Annotated in this window: 24 protein-coding genes and 1 pseudogene; 8 read left to right on the top strand and 17 right to left on the bottom strand. The window is 69.4% G+C overall.

What is annotated here, in order from left to right:
* Window positions 1–58: 58 nt before the first annotated feature.
* The 9 genes from ACFYXM_RS11720 to ACFYXM_RS11760 all read right to left on the bottom strand — a co-directional run bounded on the left by ACFYXM_RS11720 (window position 59) and on the right by ACFYXM_RS11760 (window position 6,323).
* Window positions 59–613 (bottom strand): hypothetical protein, encoded by a 555-nt coding sequence (locus ACFYXM_RS11720; RefSeq protein WP_389288825.1) that lies wholly within the window; start codon window positions 611–613, stop codon window positions 59–61.
* Window positions 614–640: 27 nt separating this feature from the next.
* The gene (locus ACFYXM_RS11725) at window positions 641–3,076 is read right to left on the bottom strand and encodes a DUF2637 domain-containing protein (protein WP_389288826.1); all 2,436 of its coding nucleotides are present in this window, start codon (window positions 3,074–3,076) and stop codon (window positions 641–643) included.
* 53 nt (window positions 3,077–3,129) lie between these two features.
* A complete protein-coding gene (locus tag ACFYXM_RS11730) occupies window positions 3,130–3,327 on the bottom strand; it encodes a hypothetical protein (protein WP_389288827.1) in 198 nt (65 codons plus the stop codon).
* 17 nt (window positions 3,328–3,344) lie between these two features.
* A complete protein-coding gene (locus tag ACFYXM_RS11735; protein ID WP_389288828.1) occupies window positions 3,345–3,818 on the bottom strand; it encodes a Pycsar system effector family protein in 474 nt (157 codons plus the stop codon).
* Window positions 3,819–3,855: 37 nt separating this feature from the next.
* Complete coding sequence (locus ACFYXM_RS11740) at window positions 3,856–4,218, bottom strand: hypothetical protein (RefSeq protein WP_389288829.1); 363 nt, start codon at window positions 4,216–4,218, stop codon at window positions 3,856–3,858.
* Between the two features lie 137 nt (window positions 4,219–4,355).
* On the bottom strand, window positions 4,356–5,066 hold the full coding sequence (locus ACFYXM_RS11745) for a hypothetical protein (RefSeq protein WP_389288830.1): 711 nt from the start codon (window positions 5,064–5,066) through the stop codon (window positions 4,356–4,358).
* A complete protein-coding gene (locus ACFYXM_RS11750; protein ID WP_389288895.1) occupies window positions 5,063–5,338 on the bottom strand; it encodes a WhiB family transcriptional regulator in 276 nt (91 codons plus the stop codon). The genes ACFYXM_RS11745 and ACFYXM_RS11750 overlap by 4 nt, the downstream gene beginning before the upstream one ends.
* A 59-nt stretch (window positions 5,339–5,397) precedes the next feature.
* The gene (locus ACFYXM_RS11755) at window positions 5,398–5,880 is read right to left on the bottom strand and encodes a hypothetical protein (RefSeq protein WP_389288831.1); all 483 of its coding nucleotides are present in this window, start codon (window positions 5,878–5,880) and stop codon (window positions 5,398–5,400) included.
* Between the two features lie 197 nt (window positions 5,881–6,077).
* Window positions 6,078–6,323, bottom strand: a complete 246-nt coding sequence (locus tag ACFYXM_RS11760) for a hypothetical protein (RefSeq protein WP_389288832.1) — start codon at window positions 6,321–6,323, stop codon at window positions 6,078–6,080.
* Between the two features lie 906 nt (window positions 6,324–7,229).
* On the opposite strand from ACFYXM_RS11760, the gene ACFYXM_RS11765 reads away from it, so the two are divergent.
* Together ACFYXM_RS11765 and ACFYXM_RS11770 are read left to right on the top strand one after the other, a co-directional pair.
* A complete protein-coding gene (locus tag ACFYXM_RS11765) occupies window positions 7,230–7,598 on the top strand; it encodes a hypothetical protein (RefSeq protein ID WP_389288833.1) in 369 nt (122 codons plus the stop codon).
* Between the two features lie 169 nt (window positions 7,599–7,767).
* Entirely contained in the window at window positions 7,768–9,036 is a 1,269-nt protein-coding gene (locus tag ACFYXM_RS11770) for an XRE family transcriptional regulator (RefSeq protein ID WP_389288834.1), read from the top strand.
* A 1-nt stretch (window position 9,037) separates the two neighbouring features.
* Here the strand turns inward: ACFYXM_RS11770 and ACFYXM_RS11775 are convergent, their stop codons facing one another.
* Window positions 9,038–9,637: an NUDIX hydrolase gene (locus tag ACFYXM_RS11775; RefSeq protein WP_389288835.1), complete on the bottom strand. Its 600-nt coding sequence runs from the start codon at window positions 9,635–9,637 to the stop codon at window positions 9,038–9,040.
* Between the two features lie 179 nt (window positions 9,638–9,816).
* Between ACFYXM_RS11775 and ACFYXM_RS11780 the strand changes: the two genes are divergently transcribed.
* Window positions 9,817–10,065: an antitoxin MazE7 gene (locus ACFYXM_RS11780; RefSeq protein WP_389288836.1), complete on the top strand. Its 249-nt coding sequence runs from the start codon at window positions 9,817–9,819 to the stop codon at window positions 10,063–10,065.
* A gap of 3 nt (window positions 10,066–10,068) precedes the next feature.
* Window positions 10,069–10,449, top strand: coding sequence for a toxin Doc (locus tag ACFYXM_RS11785; protein WP_389288837.1), 381 nt, complete (start codon window positions 10,069–10,071; stop codon window positions 10,447–10,449).
* Here the strand turns inward: ACFYXM_RS11785 and ACFYXM_RS11790 are convergent, their stop codons facing one another.
* From ACFYXM_RS11790 to ACFYXM_RS11800, 3 genes are all read right to left on the bottom strand, one after another.
* The gene (locus tag ACFYXM_RS11790; RefSeq protein ID WP_389288838.1) at window positions 10,450–11,244 is read right to left on the bottom strand and encodes a Ku protein; all 795 of its coding nucleotides are present in this window, start codon (window positions 11,242–11,244) and stop codon (window positions 10,450–10,452) included. It lies immediately after the preceding gene.
* Between the two features lie 205 nt (window positions 11,245–11,449).
* Window positions 11,450–11,998 (bottom strand): hypothetical protein, encoded by a 549-nt coding sequence (locus ACFYXM_RS11795; RefSeq protein WP_389288839.1) that lies wholly within the window; start codon window positions 11,996–11,998, stop codon window positions 11,450–11,452.
* A 386-nt stretch (window positions 11,999–12,384) separates the two neighbouring features.
* On the bottom strand, window positions 12,385–12,912 hold the full coding sequence (locus tag ACFYXM_RS11800) for a hypothetical protein (RefSeq protein WP_389288840.1): 528 nt from the start codon (window positions 12,910–12,912) through the stop codon (window positions 12,385–12,387).
* Window positions 12,913–12,945: 33 nt separating this feature from the next.
* Here ACFYXM_RS11800 and ACFYXM_RS11805 point away from each other — a divergent pair, with 33 nt between their 5' ends.
* Window positions 12,946–13,374, top strand: a complete 429-nt coding sequence (locus ACFYXM_RS11805) for a hypothetical protein (protein WP_389288841.1) — start codon at window positions 12,946–12,948, stop codon at window positions 13,372–13,374.
* Between the two features lie 413 nt (window positions 13,375–13,787).
* Here the strand turns inward: ACFYXM_RS11805 and ACFYXM_RS11810 are convergent, their stop codons facing one another.
* From ACFYXM_RS11810 to ACFYXM_RS11820, 3 genes and pseudogenes are all read right to left on the bottom strand, one after another.
* Window positions 13,788–14,069: a DUF317 domain-containing protein gene (locus tag ACFYXM_RS11810; RefSeq protein ID WP_389288896.1), complete on the bottom strand. Its 282-nt coding sequence runs from the start codon at window positions 14,067–14,069 to the stop codon at window positions 13,788–13,790.
* Window positions 14,070–14,102: 33 nt separating this feature from the next.
* Window positions 14,103–14,225: pseudogene (locus tag ACFYXM_RS11815) on the bottom strand (hypothetical protein); the annotation flags it as partial.
* A gap of 15 nt (window positions 14,226–14,240) precedes the next feature.
* Window positions 14,241–14,423, bottom strand: coding sequence for a hypothetical protein (locus ACFYXM_RS11820; RefSeq protein ID WP_389288842.1), 183 nt, complete (start codon window positions 14,421–14,423; stop codon window positions 14,241–14,243).
* A gap of 375 nt (window positions 14,424–14,798) precedes the next feature.
* Between ACFYXM_RS11820 and ACFYXM_RS11825 the strand changes: the two genes are divergently transcribed.
* From ACFYXM_RS11825 to ACFYXM_RS11835, 3 genes are read left to right on the top strand one after another with little or no spacing between them, the layout of a single operon-like run.
* Window positions 14,799–15,221 carry a hypothetical protein gene (locus tag ACFYXM_RS11825; RefSeq protein ID WP_389288843.1) on the top strand — a complete coding sequence of 141 codons (423 nt, stop codon included), beginning with the start codon at window positions 14,799–14,801 and terminating at the stop codon, window positions 15,219–15,221.
* Complete coding sequence (locus tag ACFYXM_RS11830) at window positions 15,218–15,637, top strand: HIT family protein (RefSeq protein ID WP_389288844.1); 420 nt, start codon at window positions 15,218–15,220, stop codon at window positions 15,635–15,637. The genes ACFYXM_RS11825 and ACFYXM_RS11830 overlap by 4 nt, the downstream gene beginning before the upstream one ends.
* A complete protein-coding gene (locus ACFYXM_RS11835; protein WP_389288845.1) occupies window positions 15,634–16,053 on the top strand; it encodes an NUDIX domain-containing protein in 420 nt (139 codons plus the stop codon). Before ACFYXM_RS11830 ends, ACFYXM_RS11835 begins: the two co-directional genes overlap by 4 nt.
* A 15-nt stretch (window positions 16,054–16,068) precedes the next feature.
* Here ACFYXM_RS11835 and ACFYXM_RS11840 read toward each other — a convergent pair whose 3' ends face one another.
* A complete protein-coding gene (locus ACFYXM_RS11840) occupies window positions 16,069–17,091 on the bottom strand; it encodes a hypothetical protein (protein WP_389288846.1) in 1,023 nt (340 codons plus the stop codon).
* Window positions 17,092–17,186 lie beyond the last annotated feature (95 nt).

The following is a 17,186-nucleotide window of genomic DNA, read 5'->3' on the forward strand; positions in this document are numbered from 1 at the left end:
TGGCGGAGGACGCGGGCGTTCGAGACGGGGCGACAACAACCAACAACGTCACGCGTTGTTACGGGCGCGGGTGTGGGGAATCAGTCCCCAGGAGGCTCCCGAGGACGCGTCGGCCGAGGGTTCGCTGCGGCCGACGGGCCGGGACGGAGCGCGTGACGACCCCGTCCGGCTGGTGGTCGGCGCTCGGCTTCAGGCCCTTCAGAACGTCGTAGGGCAGATGCCGGCACTCGTCGATGGACAGCGGGCCTTCGCGGTCCAGGTCGGCGAGGTTGAAGTGGATCCAGGTGCGCATCGGCTCGTCGAGTGCCTTGTACTGGGCGTTGGAGTCGCCGGGGTGCTGGCGCAGCTTCTCGGCCTGGATCTGCTGGAGGGCGGAGTTCAGGATGTCCTTCGCGCCGTTGACGGTCTCGGCGGTCAGGGTCCGCGTCGGCACCTTCTCCTCGTTCACGTCAAGGTGGATCGTCATGCGCAGGGGCAGGCCGTGTGCCTCGTACTGCGCGCGCTGGTCTCCGGGGTGGCGGCGCAGCAGTTCGGCGTTGATCTCGTTGAGTGCGGATCGCAGGATGTCCTTGGTCCCACGCTGGGTCTCGGCCGTGAGCTTGGTGTGCTTCACCAGAGGTCTCCTTCGGGTGTCGGTGGGTCAGTTGCCGGTGCCGATGAGGGCTTCGGTCTCGGTCTCGTTGTTGGTCTCGATCACCCGGCGGCGTCCGGTCCTGTAGAGGTCTCGCGCCGCGCTGAGCCGCTTCGCGGCGGTGGCCTTCGGGCGGCCGGTGATCTTCTCGGCTTCGCCCGGGACCTTGTCGGTGCCGAGCCGTACGGTGTCGGCGCCACCGCGAGACCACATGACGTCCAGGAGTTTCTGGGTCTCGGCGTGCCGGGGTTCCAGGGACAAGACCTTGGGGTCGGCGGTCTCGCGAGACTTGGTCTCGGGGGTCTTGCCGGTCTCGCGAGACCCGGTCTTGCCGGTCTCGCCGGTCTCACGGGACCTGGTCTCGCCGGTCTCACGAGACCTGGTCTCGCCGGTCCCATTGGTCTCGGGAGACCTGGTCTCGCCGGTCTCGCGAGACTTCGCACTGGAGGTCTCGCCAGTCGCGCGAGACCTCGCCTTGCTGGCCCCGGAGGTCCCACGAGACTTCGCCGGGACCTTGGTCTCGGCGGGTCCGCCAGCCTTCTGCTCGTCGAGGGTCTCGGAGACCGGGATACCGAGCTTCGCGAGCGTCAGCGGGCGCAGCTCCTCCTGAGTGGCCTCCGTGCGCCACTTCCACCGGCCGTACTTCTGCTTCAGCGAGTCGAGGTAGACGACGCGCTCGCGCTCCTGCTTCAGGGCCTCGTCCAGGCCGCGGATCTTCCAGACCCGCATACGGCGCACAAGGATGGCGGTCGAGGGCAGAGCCAGCAGCCAGCGGTCCAGGCCGGCCGACTCGATGTGCTTGCCGCTGCTGAGGGCGGCGACGTGAGCAACCGCATGCCGGCCGCCTTCAGTGACCAGAACGAAGAGCGAAGGCATCACGGTGTGCATGCCAACCGCCACCGGATCGCCCCAGCTGGCGGACGCGTTGAACCAAATCGTCGCGACCGTCAGGCCCCAAGCGGCGTGCCGCAGGAGCGGGAACGGCATCCGCCTCCACGTCAAGAGCAAATCGAAGGCGATCAAGACCACGATCCCGGCGTCGCCACCGATCGGCAGCCAATCGGAGAAGGCCCCGAAACCCTTCTCCACGGCCAGGTCGCGCACGGCCATGTAGGAGCCAGCGAAGCCGATCGCCCCGATGCAGCCCGCGCCCACGAGGATGATGCCAATCAGGGCCCAGTGGACCCAGGTGACCCGCTCCTCGCCGTTCTGCCGCCGCTCCAGGCGCTCCTTGCGGCGGGTCTCCTTGTCCTCCCTCTTGAGCTGCTTGGCCTGCAGCCTGACGACGGTCTGGTTCAGCGCGTCGGCCATCTTCTGCTCGGCCGCGGCTCTGAGCAGCTTCGCTTCCTCCTTCTCCTTGTCGGCGGCAGCACGTACGACGGCTGCGGCCTCGAGGTCCTTGAGGCTCTGCGCGCGGATGAGCGAGGCGTTGTCGGTGGCGGCCTTGATGCGCTGTGCGGCGGCCTCGCCGGCCTGCTCCCGGTCCCGGATTCCGGACTGCCGCTCAGATTCCGCTTCCGCGTGTGCCTGGCCTCGAACGCGTTCCGCTTCCTCCTGCGCGGTGGTGCGCAGGACGGCGGCCGCAGCCTCCGCGCGCTCTCGGATCGTCTCCGCGGCCTGCAGGGCCTCGGCGCGGATCCGGTCGGCGTCCTGGCGGGTGCGCCGGGCCTCGGTCTGGGCCCGCTCGACGTCGTCGGCGGCCAGCGTGCGGGCACGGTCTGCCTCGGCGATCGCGTCCATGCGGAGCTGCTCGGCATCCGCACGGCCGGCGTCCAGGGCCCGCTGTGCGTCGGCGAGGAGGCCCTCGGCACGGCTGCGGGCTTGGGACAGGAGCCGCTCGCCCTCGCGGGTCGCGGCGTCCCGGATCGAGGTGGCCTCGGCCTGAGCGGCGGCGCGGACGGCTTCCGCGTCGCGCTCGGCCTGGACCAGGCGCTGGGTGGTGCTGTTCTCTGCGGATGCCCGGGTCTTGTCCGCGGCGTCGCTGGCGCTGGTGCGGATCCGGTCGGCCTCGGCCCGGGCGGTGTTGAGTTCGGTTGCCGCCTCCTGGTGTGCCTGGGCAAGGCGCTGGGTCGCAGCGGTCTTCGCCTCGTCGGCGGCGTTGGTGCGCAGCTGCTCGGCGTCGGCCGCGCCCTGCGCCTGGATCTCCTCGGCCCGCCGGCGGGCTTCGGCGAGGAGGGTGGTGGCCTGCTCGTCGGCCTCCGTGCGGAGCGCGTCGGCCTTGGTATGTGCCTCGGCGAGAAGCTCGCCGACGGTGGACTCGGCTTCGGCGAGCGCTTCGGCGCGGGTCGTTTCCGCCAGGCGCTCGGCGTCGGCGAGCAGGGTCTCAGCTTCGGTGCGGGCCTTGACCAGCAGCTCCTTGCCGGTGGGGTCGGTCTTGGCGGCAGCCGCTTTCGCCGCGGCGGCGGTGCCGCCTCGGGTCTTGGTGTTGCGGCGGTTGGTTGCCATGACGTGCGATGTCCCTTCGGAAGGTGCTGGTGCGGATCGAGGTTTGAGGTGAGCTACCTACGGCTGTCCAGCTCGCGGAAGACCTCGGCGGCGTCGCTCCCGGATTCCTTGATCAGGTTGTGGACGTTCCAGGCAACGGCTTCGACGGCCGCGATCGGCACGGTCGGGTCGGCGATCGCCTGGGCGAGCGAGTTCTCGAGGACCTGAACGGCTTCAACGGCTTCGGGGGTGGGCTTGGGCTTGGCAGGCATGTGTGGTTCTCCTTCGGTCAGAGGGCGATGACGAGGGCGGTGGTGGCGGCGAACAGCAGGCCGGAGAGTTTCAGGAGCTTCCCGGCGAGAGCGAGGCGCTCGTACTTCGCGACGGCGATCTGCGAGAGCCTCACCAGCTCGCTCTCCGGGTCGGCGTCGGTGCTCAGGAGGCGCCGCAGCTTCTCGTGGTCGCGGTCGCAGCTGGCGTAGTGAAGGAAGTTGCTCTTCCCGCCGGTCATCAGCCGGGGCAGCACGACGTCCAGGAGCAGCCAGGTCGCGACGCCGGCCGCGACGGCCGCGACGACCGCGATCACGGCGATCGGCCACGGCTGGTGCATCAGGTCCGTGGCGTGCTCGGCGAGCGGGCCGGCCACGATCGCGACGCTGGCCAGCAGGATTGACGACTTCGTGTCGGTCCGGCTGATCTCCCCGCGTACGACGAGCAGTTCCTGCTCCACGCGGTCGTTGCGGGTCTGGGTCGACGTGATCACTCGGCCTCCTTCTCTCGGTTCGGGCGGGTCGGGCGGTTCAGACGAGGTTCAGGACGAGGCCGACGGTCGCGAAGACCAGCAGCGTGAGCGGCAGGGCGACACAGATGAGGAACAGTCCGGCGCCAGGCGGGTGTTGCACGGCGGCCTGCTCCCAGCGCAGCAGCGCGCCGATGGTGTGGGCGCGCAGCCAGCGGCTGTAGCGCTCGCGCGCGGAGGGCCGGCGCAGGGCCAGGTTCTGGACGGTCTCGAAGTCGGCGGCGGTCCACTGGGTGCTGTCGCCGAACTCGGCCCGGTTGCGGACGATGAACTCCTGCGCGGTCGGAGGCTTCACACGGAACGTGGCGTCGAGGCCGGTGCGCTGCAGGTACTCCTTGACGGCGGCCTTCTGAGTGCGGGTCATCTCGCTGGCCCTTCCAATCGGTGATGAGCGGGAGACGGGGAGTGCTGGCCGGTGGGTACACCGGTGGCCGTGCAGTGGCGCTGAGCAGGAGGGCGGGGCCCGGTACCCGAGTGGTACCGGGCCCCGCGAGCAGCCAGTCAGAGACTGGTTTCGGGCTCCGTGGCGGTATCCGTGCCCGTGTCGGACGCGCGGAAGGCGAAAGCGAAGAAGACGCGGAAGACGAGGACGACACAGGTGAAGTACGCGAGGTGCGCGACTGCGGCACCGAATCCGTGGAGGAAGTAGTCGATGAGGGAGAGCACCCCGACCAGCAGGGCCAGGAGGGTGACGACGGTGGACCGGGTCGGGCCCTCGTACAGCTCGTCGTCATCGACCGGAGCGGCCTTGGAGATGCTCACCGGCGCAGGGACCGTGGCGGACGCCATCACAGCCACCGCCCCAGGCCCAGCGTCCGGGCGATCTGAGCCGCGGCCGGCCGGGCGCCGCTGCGGAACCGCAGCGACCTCGCCCTCGCCCTGGATCCGGTACACCAGCTGGTTCACGATCTCCTCGCCCTCGCCCTGGACGTGCATCTCGCTGAACAGCGCGCCCAGCTCCGCGGCCTCGGGGCTACGGCCCAGCAGCGGGTGCCGGCTGTAGCCCTCGACCAGAACGGCAATCTCGGCGGACGCGTTGATCGTGCCGTCGCCCAGGCCACCGAGCGAGGCGACCAGCCGGGCCAGGTCAGCCCGGTCGGCGACCTCATACGAGTCGAGGTGGGCGATCGCGTCGAACAGCGGGCGAGCGGCGGGGTGGACCTCGGGGGCGTAGGCGCGAGCAACTCGCTCGGCGGCGGTCTTCGTCTTCACTTCCGCGCCCCCGACTTCTTGTTGCTGGCGGCAGCGCGATGGCGAGCAGCGCGGCGCTTGACCGACCGGCGTTCGTCCTCGCTCAGGCCACCCCAGACCCCGGATTCCTGTCCGGACTCCAACGCCCACTGCAGGCAGTTCTCCATGACCGGGCAGCGACGGCACACGGCCTTCGCCTCCTCGATCTGCAGCATGGACGGTCCGCTGTTGCCGACCGGGAAGAACAGCTCCGGGTCCTCCTCGCGGCAAACCGCGCTGTGACGCCAGTCCACGACGATCCTGTACGAGGTCTCGCCACCGCTGGGGGAATGGGTCTGTCGGCCGTCGTAGTTCATGCCGACACCGCCGTTCCGGCCAGGCCGTTCGCCACGAGCGCGCCAGCGGCCTCGGCCGCGAACACCCTCGCGTCGTCGTTGTTCTCGGCGGGCTGGGCAATGACGCGGTCATTGGCGGTCCAGCCGAAGCGGTGCTCACGGCGACCGTTGTCGAAGAGGTTCCGCTCGACGAGCAGCCAGGTGGTGTGCGAGCCGCGCTCGAGCGCCTCGTCACCGAACAGAACCTCCAGGACCTCCCAGGTCCCGGTGGCGTCGCGGTAGACAGTGCCCTCGAACCGCGGGCCGATCACGGACTCGTGGAGGTAGCGGATCGCCGCGGCGTCCGTCATCTCCGGCGCGGCCGCCTTCAGCGCGGCAATCCGGCGCAGCTCCAGCCGGCGGTTCGTCTGGCGCGCGATCGTCAGCGCCAGGTCTTGCGGTGAGGGGCGGCCAGCAGCCAGCCGACGTGTGATTGCAACGGTCCCTGTGCGATCCTGCATACGGATCGGCCTCCTGATTTCGGCAGGTGGGGCGGTCTTTCCTCGTTTGGTGGTGACACACCGGGCGAGGCGGGCCCCGTCCAGGTGGTGACACACCTGGACGGGGTTCTTGCATGTGGGAGGGACCAAGTTCGCCCCCTTCACGGGTACAAACTTAGGTCGCGCGACAGACAGGGTCAAGAGGGAATTGAAAGTTCCTACGGCACGGAGGGTCGATGCCCGCGGCCGGGACGGCTGGAGATCCAGGTGTCGATCGTGGTCTCGCGCCAGGCCGGCGAACGACCGAACTGCTTGTCTGGCAACGGCAGATCCTGCGGGCGCACCGGCCGGCCATCCGCGATGCGCTTGCGGGTGCGCTTGAGATAGACCCGCACCGTCTCGGCGGCTACGCCGATCCTCTCGGCAACCGCATCGGTGTCGAGGTACGGATTCTCTTCCGACACGCCCACTCCTTGTCCCCGTAGTGGGCACCAAGGTATCGAACGCTCGAGGTCCGGCGGCAGTACGGCCACCATCAAGACCAGCAACTCCCCCCTGAGACGTCTCAAAGAATATTCCCTTGACGGGTATGAACATAAGGCGATTCATGTGGCTGTTTAGATCCTCTGTGGTTGAAGGCGGATGAGCGCCGCATCGGGACCGGGCTCCCCCAGTCGGTCGGGAAGTGGCCTCTGTCCTGACCCTTTCCCTACGTAGCCGTCCCGAGGACTTCACGCCGACGGAGAGGAGGCCGATACTGGCCCCCAGTCAGCAGGCCCCTGGATGCGACGGGCGCTGCCCTCGCCTGCCACGGCGCGTGCCGACTCGACGAGAAGTTCACCGTGAGCGCCAAAGGCCCTGGTCTGGGCCATGAAGCGGACCGCATGGTGTAAGAACTCCGGCGAGCTTGCAGCCCTGATCGCCGTTGCCCATTTCGTGAAGGAAGACCTCACAGGCTGCTGGGCAAGCCAGGCAACGCTCGCCCAGAAGGCATGCACCGTGTCCGGAGACTCCTCGCTGGTCAGCCACCTGCCCGCCGACAACCGGCCGGACGTGTGGAACCTGAACAAGGACCTGCCGACCAAGCCAGGCACCGGAAGGGATTTCCGGCCGCCCCGGGCAGAGAGGCCCGAAAATCTGGTGGCCGGACGTCGTCCGCCGAGCTGCGAGCTGGGTCGACACTCCCGCCGAAGCCGAGGAAGCCGAAAAGGCTGCCGTCGCAAAGCACGTCGAGAGGGCCGTGGCTCGCATCGAGCACGACATCTACACCGAGGAGTTCCCGCCCGAGACCGTCCTGCCCACGCGCCCCGCACTGGCGATCCGCCCGACTGGCGACCGCTTCCATCTCCCGGGCGCTCTACAAGTTGACCGTGAAGGGTCGCCTCAAGCGAGTGCACAACCGGCATGTCGTGCAGGCCAGCAGCACATTCCCGCACGAGGCGGCACGGAAACATGTGCTCGTATACGTCTTGGGCCCGCAGTCCTTCGGGAAGAAACCCTTCACCGCGGCCGAGCTGGTGGAGCGAACCCGTCTCTCCGCCGGAACGGTGGCGAGTCGCCTCACGAAGCTGGTGGCCTCCGATGTCGCCGTCGTGCACACTCCGTACGGCGCCAGCAAGAGGACCGGCGCCCAGCACCTCTTGGTGCGGTGCAGCTCGGGAGGAGCCTCGACCCTGCAGTACGGGAGGTACGGTGTGATGGTCGTCACGCATGACCCTGCCGACTGGCACCGCGGGTGACAGTTTCGGATCCTGAGCTGAGTTCATGCCGTTCCCCCGGTAGGTCGGGATGGGTCGCGGAGTGCTGAATTCAGCTTCGAGAGCTGGGCGGTTGCGGAGGAGGCCCAGTGGGGTTCTCACCATGGGTAAAATCCGCGCAAGAACCGATCGCCGCTCAGGAGCGATGCCGATGCCCGAAGTTGCAGGGAGCCGTCTCCCTTCACACGTCCTCGGCGACCCACGGATGATCGAGGCATGCCTCGCCCGGGACTTCGGCACGATCTTCACGCTGGTACGCCGGGCCGGCATCTACCCGTCGCGGGTTGCGCGGCTGTGTGAGATGACCCCCAGCCGGGTCTCGGAGGTCATCGCTGGCAAGCGGACGCTGACCCAAATCGGCGTAATCGAGCGCGTCGCTGACGGTCTGGGCATTCCGGGGAGCATGTTGGGCCTGGCCGCACGCACATGGGAGTCGTCGAACAACCCTGTCGTGCAGGACCTCGCAGCCGCAGACATGACGCACCGCCCGGCGAGCCTCCAGCTCCCGCAGCAGATGGTCATCCCAGCCGATGACGAAGGCGACGAGGCGCTCGGGCTCAGGCGCGAGTTGATGGCGGCAACATCGGCGGACAGCACGGTGGCCGCTCTGTACTCCACCCAGGTGGACACCATGCGGCAGCTGGATCGACAGATCGGTGCGGAACGGCTCCTGCCGCAGTTGCAGGAGCAGATCAGCCAGATGGAGAAGCTGCTCCGGTTCGGAACTGCGGCCGGCGCGCGCGAGGCGCTGGCTGCCGCGTTGACGGAGGCGGCGACACTGGCCGGGTGGCAGGCCCTGGACCTCGGACGGTACAAGGTGGCGTGGTCGCTGCACGAGACGGCGAAAGTCGCTGCCCGAGAGGCGGGTTCACCGGCACTGCTGGCGCATGCGACGGCGCAACAAGCTTACGTGCTGCTCGACTTGAGACAGCCGGCCGAAGCGGTCCAACTGGTCCGATTTGCTCGAGAGCAGGGCGGCAGTTCGATGCCTCCGCTGGTGGAGAGCTGGCTCTTCGCGGCTGAGGCTGAGACGCACGCCGCAGCGCAGGACGAGGTGGCGTGCCGCCTCGGCCTGGAGCGCGCCGAGGCGGTCCGGCCGACGGATCCGTCCGACCCGACCCTGCCGTTCCTGTTCCTGGCGGGGGCACACCTTGACAGGTGGCGCGGTAACTGTTTGGCGACGTTGGGTGTCGATGAGGCGCTCGAGGACCTGACAGCGTCGCTGTCGTCGATGGAACTGAGCGGCTTTACCCGGGCAGAGGCTGGCGTGCGTTGCGACCTCGCAGTGGTACTGGCCAGGAAGGGCGAGTTCGCTGAGGCTCAGAAGCAGGCGGTGCGAGCACAGGATCTGGCGGCGCTGGCCAGCTCGGTACGTCAACGCCGCCGGATTGCTCAGGTGCTGAGTTCCACCGCTGCGTGACTCAGGTCCGGTTGCGGGTCGCGAGCAAGTGCAGGACGGCGACCAGAGTGCCCGAGTTGCAGATCTTCCCTTCGGTAATAAGGCCAGGGATCTTGTTGAGCGGCACCCACTCGCTGCGGGCGGACTCGTTCCTTTCGGTGGGCTCGCCAGCTCGCTCGACGCCTCGGACGACGTACACGAAGTGCGGCGATGTGACGGTGCCGATCATGGGTTCGAAGGTGGCGACGTGCTCGAGTTCGCCTGCCGGCCGATAGCCAGTCTCCTCCACGGCCTCGCGCGCAGCAGCGGCTCCCGGGTCCTCCCCCTCATCGACCACTCCGCCCGGGAGCTCCCAGTTCCAGGTGTTCGAGACGAAGCGGTGCCGCCACATCATGTACACGCAGTCCTGGTCGTCGAGCATGGCGACCATGGCGGCCGGAGGCAGGTACACCTTGTGGTGCTCGAATCGAGTGCCGTCGGGCTGCTGGATGTCAGCCAGCGCAACTGTCACCCATTGGTTCTCGTAGATGTTCCGCTCGCCGAAGACCTGCCATTCGCTGGCCTGGTCCTCCTCACTGAGCGCCGGCTTGATGGTGTCTCGCCCATTCGCGTGCTGCTGCATTGACACTGGTTCCCCTCCGTCGGTGGTTGTGCAACCCCAGGGAATCAGGCCCGCTGACCTCTCCGAAGGTGTTTACCCAGTGTGGGTAATCCAGGTGGGAACGCTGCGTGCGGGGCTGCCAGCGCCCGATTTCCGCGAAAAGTATTCATGCTGGTAGTCGCGGGTGCATACTCGGGCGTATGGCTGACACAACCGTGAAGATCGATTCGGAGACGCGGGACCGGTTCGCCGCGATCGCTGCGGCCCGCGGGCAGAGCGTGCGTTCCTACCTTGCCGAGCTGGCCATAGACGAGGAGAACCAGATCAAGCTGGGGCACGCGACTGCGGCGTTCCGCGAGGCGATCGCCCGGCCGGGGCTCCTCGAAGCCTTCGACCGTGACTTCGGCGGGCTCTCGGAATCGCGGTCCTCAAGCAGCCGGGCGGCCTGACCCTTGAACCTGCACATCGACATCCGGTGGCTCCTCCATCGTCAGGAGGAGCTGCTCAGCAAGGACCTCGCGGTGGCTGACTACTCGGCACTCGTCGCCGCGGTGGCACGACACCGTGTAAACACGCCGCACCTGGACGTGGGCGAGCCGGACGCGTACTGGCGGGCGGCCGCGCTACTGGAGCAGATCGTGCTCCTGCGGCCGCTGCCTGCACGTAACGAGGCGTTCGGGTACGGCGTGGCCGTGGCGTACATCAAGGCATCCGGGGAGAGCATCCACGGTTCGATCGACGAGTGGCGCAACCTGATGGCCGACGTCCGGGCGCTGCGGTTGAGCGTCTTCGACGTCGCCGACCGGCTGCGCTCCATGCGCCTGCCTGAATGATCACGTGGCGACTGGGGCGGTCGGGGGTTGGTCGCCACGCTCGGCCCGCGCGGCCCGGATGCTCTGCTCGAGCGCGGCCATCAGATCGGCAAGTGGCGCTGGCGTCGGCGGTTCAACCAGCTCTCCGCCCGAGACTTTGGCTGTGACCAGCTGTTTCAGGGCGTGTCCGTAGTCGTCGTGGAGCTCCCGGAGCTCGACTCCGATTAGCTCTCGCATCAGCAGCTCGGTGATCTCCAGCTCCCGGTCCGTGACGGGCGCGGATGGTGCCAGGTCTCCGGGCTCGCGCAGCTCGTCCTGCCACAGCAGGGTCTGGCAGATGAGCAGGCCGTGCCTCGGCCGCAGCAGTGCGACTCTTTCCCGCGACCGGATCGCGATCTTGCAGACGCCGACATAGCCGGTGCGGGCCAGCGCCTCCACGAGCAGGGTGTACGGCCGATCTGCGCTCGGCCCGTCCGGGCCGACGTAGTACGGCTGGCCGTAGCTGATCGGGTCGATGTCGTGTCCTCGCACGAAGCCGAGCACTTCGGCAACGCGCTTGGTAGGCAGGGGCAGGTGGGCGAGATCTTTGTCGGTGAGTACTACCACTCGTCCGTCCGGCGTCTGCCAACCGCGACCGACCTCCTCGTACGGGATCTCGCGGCCTTCGGACCTGCAGAATCTCCGGTGCTCCACCCGGCTGTTGTCGGCAACATGGATCTCATGAAGCCGTACGGCGTGCTCTTCCGTGGCGGCGTAGAGCTTCGCTGGGATTGCCACGAGCGCGAAGGAAATCGTGCCGGACCACAGGGCCTTCATGCTTCCAGCCTCTGCCGCCGTTGGTCGCCGCGCATCTTCGCCCAGGATCGGGCACGATTGTCTATTTCGTGGGCGGGTGAGGCGTAGGGGCAAGGTCTGCCCGGGGCAAACGCCATGGGGAACCCAAGAAGAACGGGCCATCTCGGCGGCTCAGACCAAGGCCCCGCGGCAGCTGCCGCGGGGCCGGGGCCAGCTCGTTCCGGGGTCACGCGAAGGTGCTGTGGAAGTGGTGGGCGATCTGGGCGAGGTGGTCAGCCGCGTACTGCCGGTCGGCCGGGTTGTCGATGAGGGGTTCGGTCGGCGGGTAGCCGAGGGCGAGGATCTGCTCGTACGCGGCCTTTCGGGTGCCGTCGTCGTAGACGAAGGTGACCTTCTTGGCGTCGGCCGCGCTGGTGCGCCACATATCGAGGGCGGTCCGGGCGTCGTCAACGGCGCGCACGTACGCCTGGTGAGTGTGGAACCTGCTCCCAGCCGTCGGGTTACCTAGGTCCTTCCAGAGGCTCTCGACCTGTTGCAGGGCGTGGTCGCGCTCCTGGCGGGCGACCTTCTCCCTGAGCAGGAGCGGGCGCAGTGTGTTGTACCGGCGCAGGGTGTCATTGAGGGCGATGAGGCGCAGCGCCTCGGGCTTGTGGTCCTGGCCGGGGTTGGCCTTGGTCCAGCGCTCCATGCCTGCGTTGTACGCGGCGCGGGCGGCGGATGTGTCCTCGAGACCGGTAAAGCCTTCCAGGGGGACGGGACTGACGGGACTGACCATGCGGGGTTCCTCCATGGCTCGATGGTCGAGGGCGGGTGAGTCCATGCCAGCTACTGGCTGAGGATGTGACCGAAGAAGGCTCGGTCGAGGCTGTCGGCGAGCCGAGTGCGGCGCCGGGCGGCCGCCTCGGTGGTGGGCGGATTGGCGCAGGGCTTCGAGGATGTTGGCTGCCGCGGTCGGGTCGCGCAGTTCGAGTGCGACGGCGGGCGTTCGACCGGGGGTGGCCGACTGGGCCATGTCGATTCCTATCCGCCGACGCGGGCCGCTGCCGGGGCGCTCCGCGGTGGTTCTGAGGAAGCGCGGTGTCCACGATCATCTCGCCGAGGGTGCGGTGCGGGACGGGGGTCTCGGACACGGTGTCGGGCATGGGCTCGCTCTCTTTGCGGTCAGGCGGGGGTGGGCGTGGAGAAGTCGAGGGACAGGGCCTCGCCGGGGCGCAGCGGGCGTCCGGTCTCGCGCAGGTACTGCACGGAGGCGGCCGAGTCCCAGCCGTAGGCGGTCCAGTCGGCGGCCGGGGTGGTGTCGCAGCCGCAGTCGCAGCGGTAGGGGGTGACCAGGAGGAGGGCAGCGGCGGGGTGGATGTCGCAGCCCTCCCAGGGGAAGCCTTCAGCGATGAGGACCAGCGGTCCGTCGGCCTCTTCGGTGTAGGCGTTGCTCTGGCAGCACGGGCAGGTGCAGGCCGGGTCGACGGGGCCAGGCATCGCCCAGTACGGGTTGGTGAAGTGGTCGGCGTCGACCTGCCCGGTGCCCGGCTCGTGGGCGCCGGGGAAGGCGGCGCCGACCGTGTCGCCGAGGGCGACCTGGTCGGCGCGTACCACCCGGGCCCGGGCGAAGTCCGCCGGGTCGATGCGGGCGTAGCCCTCCCCCGTCGGGCGCAGGGTGATCCTCGTGCGGACCGGTGTCTGAGTCGTCATGCTCCGGCCTCGGCTTCCGCATCGAGGTCGTTGATGGCCCAGCCGATCTGGCCGGTGGGGCGGTTCGTGGTGGTGGAGATGATTCCGAGGGCGAAGGGTGTGGATCGCCTCGATCATGTCGATGGTGAAGGGCCCGTGGTCGGTCTCGGACTTCCACACGCAGATCTCGTGTCCCGGGTGGCCGTTCTCGGCACGGGCGAAGAGCCGCAGCTCCTCCTTGCCAGTGCGGATGTCGAGGAGCAGCAGGGCGGTGCTGATCCGGGGGGGTGCCTGTTGGGACTTTCGATGGCACGCATGCTCGCCAAGACCACGCCCCGCCACGCCGGCCCGGCGCGCCGGTACGCCAGCCGGGGCTGCACCTGCTTCCACTTCGCCCCCGGCGCCCTGACCAACCCCCGCCAGCGCACCAAATTCCGGACGCTGGAGCGGCGGCGTGCGCGCGCCGCTGCCGCCCGGGCCTGAGGTCGCCCCAACTAGCCCACCGAGTATGGCCGTTCGGCTCCCCGCCCAGGGCGTCGAACGGCCGCACGGCGCGTCCGGGCCCGCACACGGCCCGGTGCGCCCTCGCTTCCCCGCCCGGCCGACACGGGCGGCGTGGTGGCCTCCGCCCGAGTACCGGTCCCGTCAGGGCCCTGGGGCCGGCAGCCCGCCGGGCGACGCGGCCGGTCCTGTGCCGGACCAGCGAGTCCCGGCAACATCGGGGCGATCAGACATTCGCGTCGATGCGGGCGACACATCCAGCGGTTTGCCGTCGTCCGGTGTCTGCCGTGGGAAAGCTGGGCGCCGGGGCGCGCTGGCCCGCCGGGCGCCCGCCGTGCCGGCCCTCCCCGAACGGGTGCCGCCCGTTGCAGGGCGGCACCCGTGGTTCCGGGCGGTCAGGCGGTGCGGGTGACCTTGAGCCGCCCCACGCACGGGTCCGGCAGGACCGTGCGGGCGACCGGGGCGGGATCGGCCATCGCCCGGCACAGGACGTCGATCAGGTGACCGGGGGTGTCGGGGGTGGCCAGGGCGTGCCACAGGACCGTCGGGTCGGTGAAGCGGCGGGCGGCGAACAGCCAGTTCTCCGCGTCCGCGCCGCCCGGGGTGAGGCGGTCCCCGACAACGGCCGCCTGCGTGGTCGGCGCGTACCACTCGATGCGTGCGCCCAGGTCGCGTATCCACCCGGCGTCGGCGAGGGCGCGTGTGGCCTCCTATGGGCCGACGGGCGGCCGGAGGTAGTGCGGGCCGTCCGTACCGGGGTCGGCGTCGTCGTCGGCGAGCGCGGCGGCGAAGGCGGCGACCAGCTCCGGTGGCGTGCCGGGCGTGAACGCGGCGCTCCAGCGGGCGTGTTAGCCCGGCGCGGTGCGCGCGGTGAAGCGCCAGGAGTCGGAGGTGCGGTAGCCGGTCCCACCCTGGACGTGACGTTCGCGCCATCCGGCGGCGCGCAGCAGGCGGCCGATGGCCGCGGTCGCGGCGGCGTCGGGGCCCGCCAGGTAGCGGGGGGCGATCAGGAGGGTGGTCGGGCTGGTCAAGGCGTACTCCTCGTGGGCAAGTTGGGTCGGGCGGCGCCGTTCGTCGGGCGGCGTCGTGACGTTGGCGTGGGTGGGCGCACGTCATCCAGCGATGTGGGCGATGTGGGCGTCTGCCCTGGGAGAACGGCCCTGGGGGCATGCCCGGGTGCCGGTGGGACACTGGTGGGGCCCGGTGGACCGTCGTTCGAAGCCGACTTGCCGCCGGGCATCTTCATGCCTGGACGGGCGGGCGCAGGCGTGGCCGGATCGCGTCACAGCCACACGCGCACTATTGCGCGTGTATTGGGTTTCACTTAAGTTCTGAAGGCGCCGCAGATATCAAGTGGCAACAGGAAATCCCTACCGCTCCCACTTCACACCGAGAATGGTGGACACATGACGACATCGAACTTCGACCCCGCCCTCCGCAAGGTGGAGGTCACCAGCTTCGGCTTCCTGCACGAAGTCCCCGACACCGCCGGCAACGTCCTGCTGGTGAACCTGAGCAAGAAGCTCCGCAACCCCTTCGACGACCCGGAGATGCGACACCGCACCGGCCTCGAGCCGGAGGTGAGCCACCACGTCCTGAGCACCCCCGGCGCGGTGACGATCCTCGAAGAGACCATCGGCCAGGTCGAGGCCCTCCTGCGCGGCTGGGCCGACCCGCACGTCAAGGTCGTGCGAGTGCTGGTGGGCTGTCGCGGGGGCAAGCACCGCAGTGTGGCCATGGCCGAGGCGGTCGCCTCTGCCCTCAACGACCGCGGCATCCCGACCCTCGTCGAGCACCTGCACGTCGACCGTCCCGTCGTCGGCGCGTGACGAAGACAGCAGTGCTCGGCGCCGATCCCGGTGCCGGGCCGTGCGTGTTCTGCGCAATCGTCGAAGGCCGCTCCCCCGCCACCGTGGTGGCCGAGTGGCCCGACGCGATCGCGATCATCCCGCTGGGACCGTGCGGCCCTCGGCACCGCCTCGTCATCCCCCGCGTTCACGTGCGGGACGCGCTCGAGGACCCCGATGTCAACGTCGCCACCATCCGGCGGGCGACTGAGCTGGCCAGCGCCCAGGGCGGCGACTGCCACCTGATCGCCAACGTCGGCCCGAACGCCGAACAGACGGTTTTCCACCTGCACTGGCACGTCGTCGGCCGCGAGGCCGGCGACAGCCTGGCCCTGTGGCCGGCCAAGAACCCAGCGCCGGCCGAACCGGCCAGGCCCAAGAACCGAGAGGCGACATGACCAGGACCGAGACCGAGCCCGAAATCCGCACCGTCGACGTCGTTGTCGAGACGAACGACGGCCACATCGCGCTCATCGAGCGAGACTGGGATCCCTTCGAAGGGGACTGGGCACTGCCCGGTGGCCACCGGGACGAGGGCGAAACGAACCGCGAGGCCGCTGTTCGCGAGCTGTTCGAGGAGACCGGCGTCCGGGTAGCCCCTGAAGACCTCAAGGAAATCGGCGAATTCGGCCAGCCGGGCCGCGACCCGCGCGGCAACTACGTCACCGTCGCCTACGTCATCCAGGTGCCCGCGGGCACCGTCCTGACGGCCGGAGACGACGCCCGGGCCGCCCGCTGGTGGCCGCGGAATTCCCTGCCGCCGCTGGCGTTCGACCACGCCGACATCCTCGCGGCCGCAGGATCAGCCTCCTAAGACTCCACAGCCAGGTCATGCCGCCCGGCGCGGGCCCGCCAGCCGCGCCGGGCGCACTGTTCCCGCTCCGAAGCGCCTGTTGGCCTTGTCCACCGCGCTCTCCGCCCGCCGGCCATTCTCCGTCCGGCGGTCGAACGTGATCTGCTCCGCCACCCGGTTGGCGTCCACCAGCTCCGTCGCGCGTACGTTCACGCTTCGGATGCGAGCCCGCTGCAGTCCGAGTCGGGCGAACAGGTCGTAGCCGACGTCCCGCAGGTCCTCGGTGCGCGCGGACGGAGTCGTCAGCCGCCGGGACCTGGTGAGCTGGGACTCACCAGCGAATCGCAACTGCAGTTCCAGGCCCGTCGCGGCTTGGCCCCGCTCGCGCAGCCGGCAGGCGATGACGTACGTAGCGTCGAGGATCGCGGTCCGTACGATGTCGGGGTCCAGTTCGTCATGGTCGAAGTCGCGCCGCTCACTCGTCGAGCGTGGCAGCGCGGTCGGCGTCACCATCCGGGGGTCCAGTCCCCATGCCCGGTCCCGCAGGAGCCGGCCGGGCTGTCCGCCGAGGATGCGCTGCGCCGTGGCCTCCGGGAGTTTCGCGAGTGCGCCGACGGTGTCGATACCGAAGCGGCGCAGAGTGGTCGCCTGCTGTCGGCCGATGCCGTGCAGGTTCTCGACGGGCAGCGGCCACAGGAAGTCGGCGACCGCCAGCGGGTCGTCGGCCACGACCCGGATGCCGTTGTGTCCCGGCCGCGTCGAGGCGGTGGCTGCCAGAGCCCAGTTCGGCGCCACCCCGATGTGCACGTCGGTGCCGAACCAGGCCATGGCCCGCATCCGGATCAGCGAGGCGATCTCGACCGGCGTGCGCTGGTGGAAGCGCAGCGCGCCAGCCACGTCGACGAGGGCTGCGGCCGGTGGCAGCGCCTGGACGACAGGCGAGATGTCGGAGACGAGCAGGTCGAGCAGAGCCTGGTAGTGCTCGGGCGGCGCGCCTGGGCGCACCCGCAGGTGCAGGACTCTGGCGCGGAGGGCCGGATCGGCATGCTGTTCACCCATCGCTTCCTCCCTCACCCAAATACGCACAGACGTTCGATATCAGTCTAGGTGAGTCCTTCTCGGCTTGCCGATCTGCCTGACCGCAGCAACGTGAA

This window comes from Streptomyces sp. NPDC002476, from assembly GCF_042889785.1.
Taxonomy (GTDB): Bacteria; Actinomycetota; Actinomycetes; order Streptomycetales; family Streptomycetaceae; genus Streptomyces.

Coding starts and splice junctions, on each gene's coding strand:
- ACFYXM_RS11780 (WP_389288836.1), top strand. CDS start 9,817: ATGGCTGACACAACCGTGAAGATCGATTCGGAGACGCGGGACCGGTTC.
- ACFYXM_RS11730 (WP_389288827.1), bottom strand. CDS start 3,327: ATGCCTGCCAAGCCCAAGCCCACCCCCGAAGCCGTTGAAGCCGTTCAG.
- ACFYXM_RS11775 (WP_389288835.1), bottom strand. CDS start 9,637: ATGCAGCAGCACGCGAATGGGCGAGACACCATCAAGCCGGCGCTCAGT.
- ACFYXM_RS11805 (WP_389288841.1), top strand. CDS start 12,946: ATGGCCCAGCCGATCTGGCCGGTGGGGCGGTTCGTGGTGGTGGAGATG.
- ACFYXM_RS11770 (WP_389288834.1), top strand. CDS start 7,768: ATGCCCGAAGTTGCAGGGAGCCGTCTCCCTTCACACGTCCTCGGCGAC.
- ACFYXM_RS11835 (WP_389288845.1), top strand. CDS start 15,634: ATGACCAGGACCGAGACCGAGCCCGAAATCCGCACCGTCGACGTCGTT.
- ACFYXM_RS11755 (WP_389288831.1), bottom strand. CDS start 5,880: ATGCAGGATCGCACAGGGACCGTTGCAATCACACGTCGGCTGGCTGCT.
- ACFYXM_RS11800 (WP_389288840.1), bottom strand. CDS start 12,912: ATGACGACTCAGACACCGGTCCGCACGAGGATCACCCTGCGCCCGACG.
- ACFYXM_RS11725 (WP_389288826.1), bottom strand. CDS start 3,076: ATGGCAACCAACCGCCGCAACACCAAGACCCGAGGCGGCACCGCCGCC.
- ACFYXM_RS11795 (WP_389288839.1), bottom strand. CDS start 11,998: ATGGTCAGTCCCGTCAGTCCCGTCCCCCTGGAAGGCTTTACCGGTCTC.
- ACFYXM_RS11840 (WP_389288846.1), bottom strand. CDS start 17,091: ATGGGTGAACAGCATGCCGATCCGGCCCTCCGCGCCAGAGTCCTGCAC.
- ACFYXM_RS11825 (WP_389288843.1), top strand. CDS start 14,799: ATGACGACATCGAACTTCGACCCCGCCCTCCGCAAGGTGGAGGTCACC.
- ACFYXM_RS11740 (WP_389288829.1), bottom strand. CDS start 4,218: ATGACCCGCACTCAGAAGGCCGCCGTCAAGGAGTACCTGCAGCGCACC.
- ACFYXM_RS11790 (WP_389288838.1), bottom strand. CDS start 11,244: ATGAAGGCCCTGTGGTCCGGCACGATTTCCTTCGCGCTCGTGGCAATC.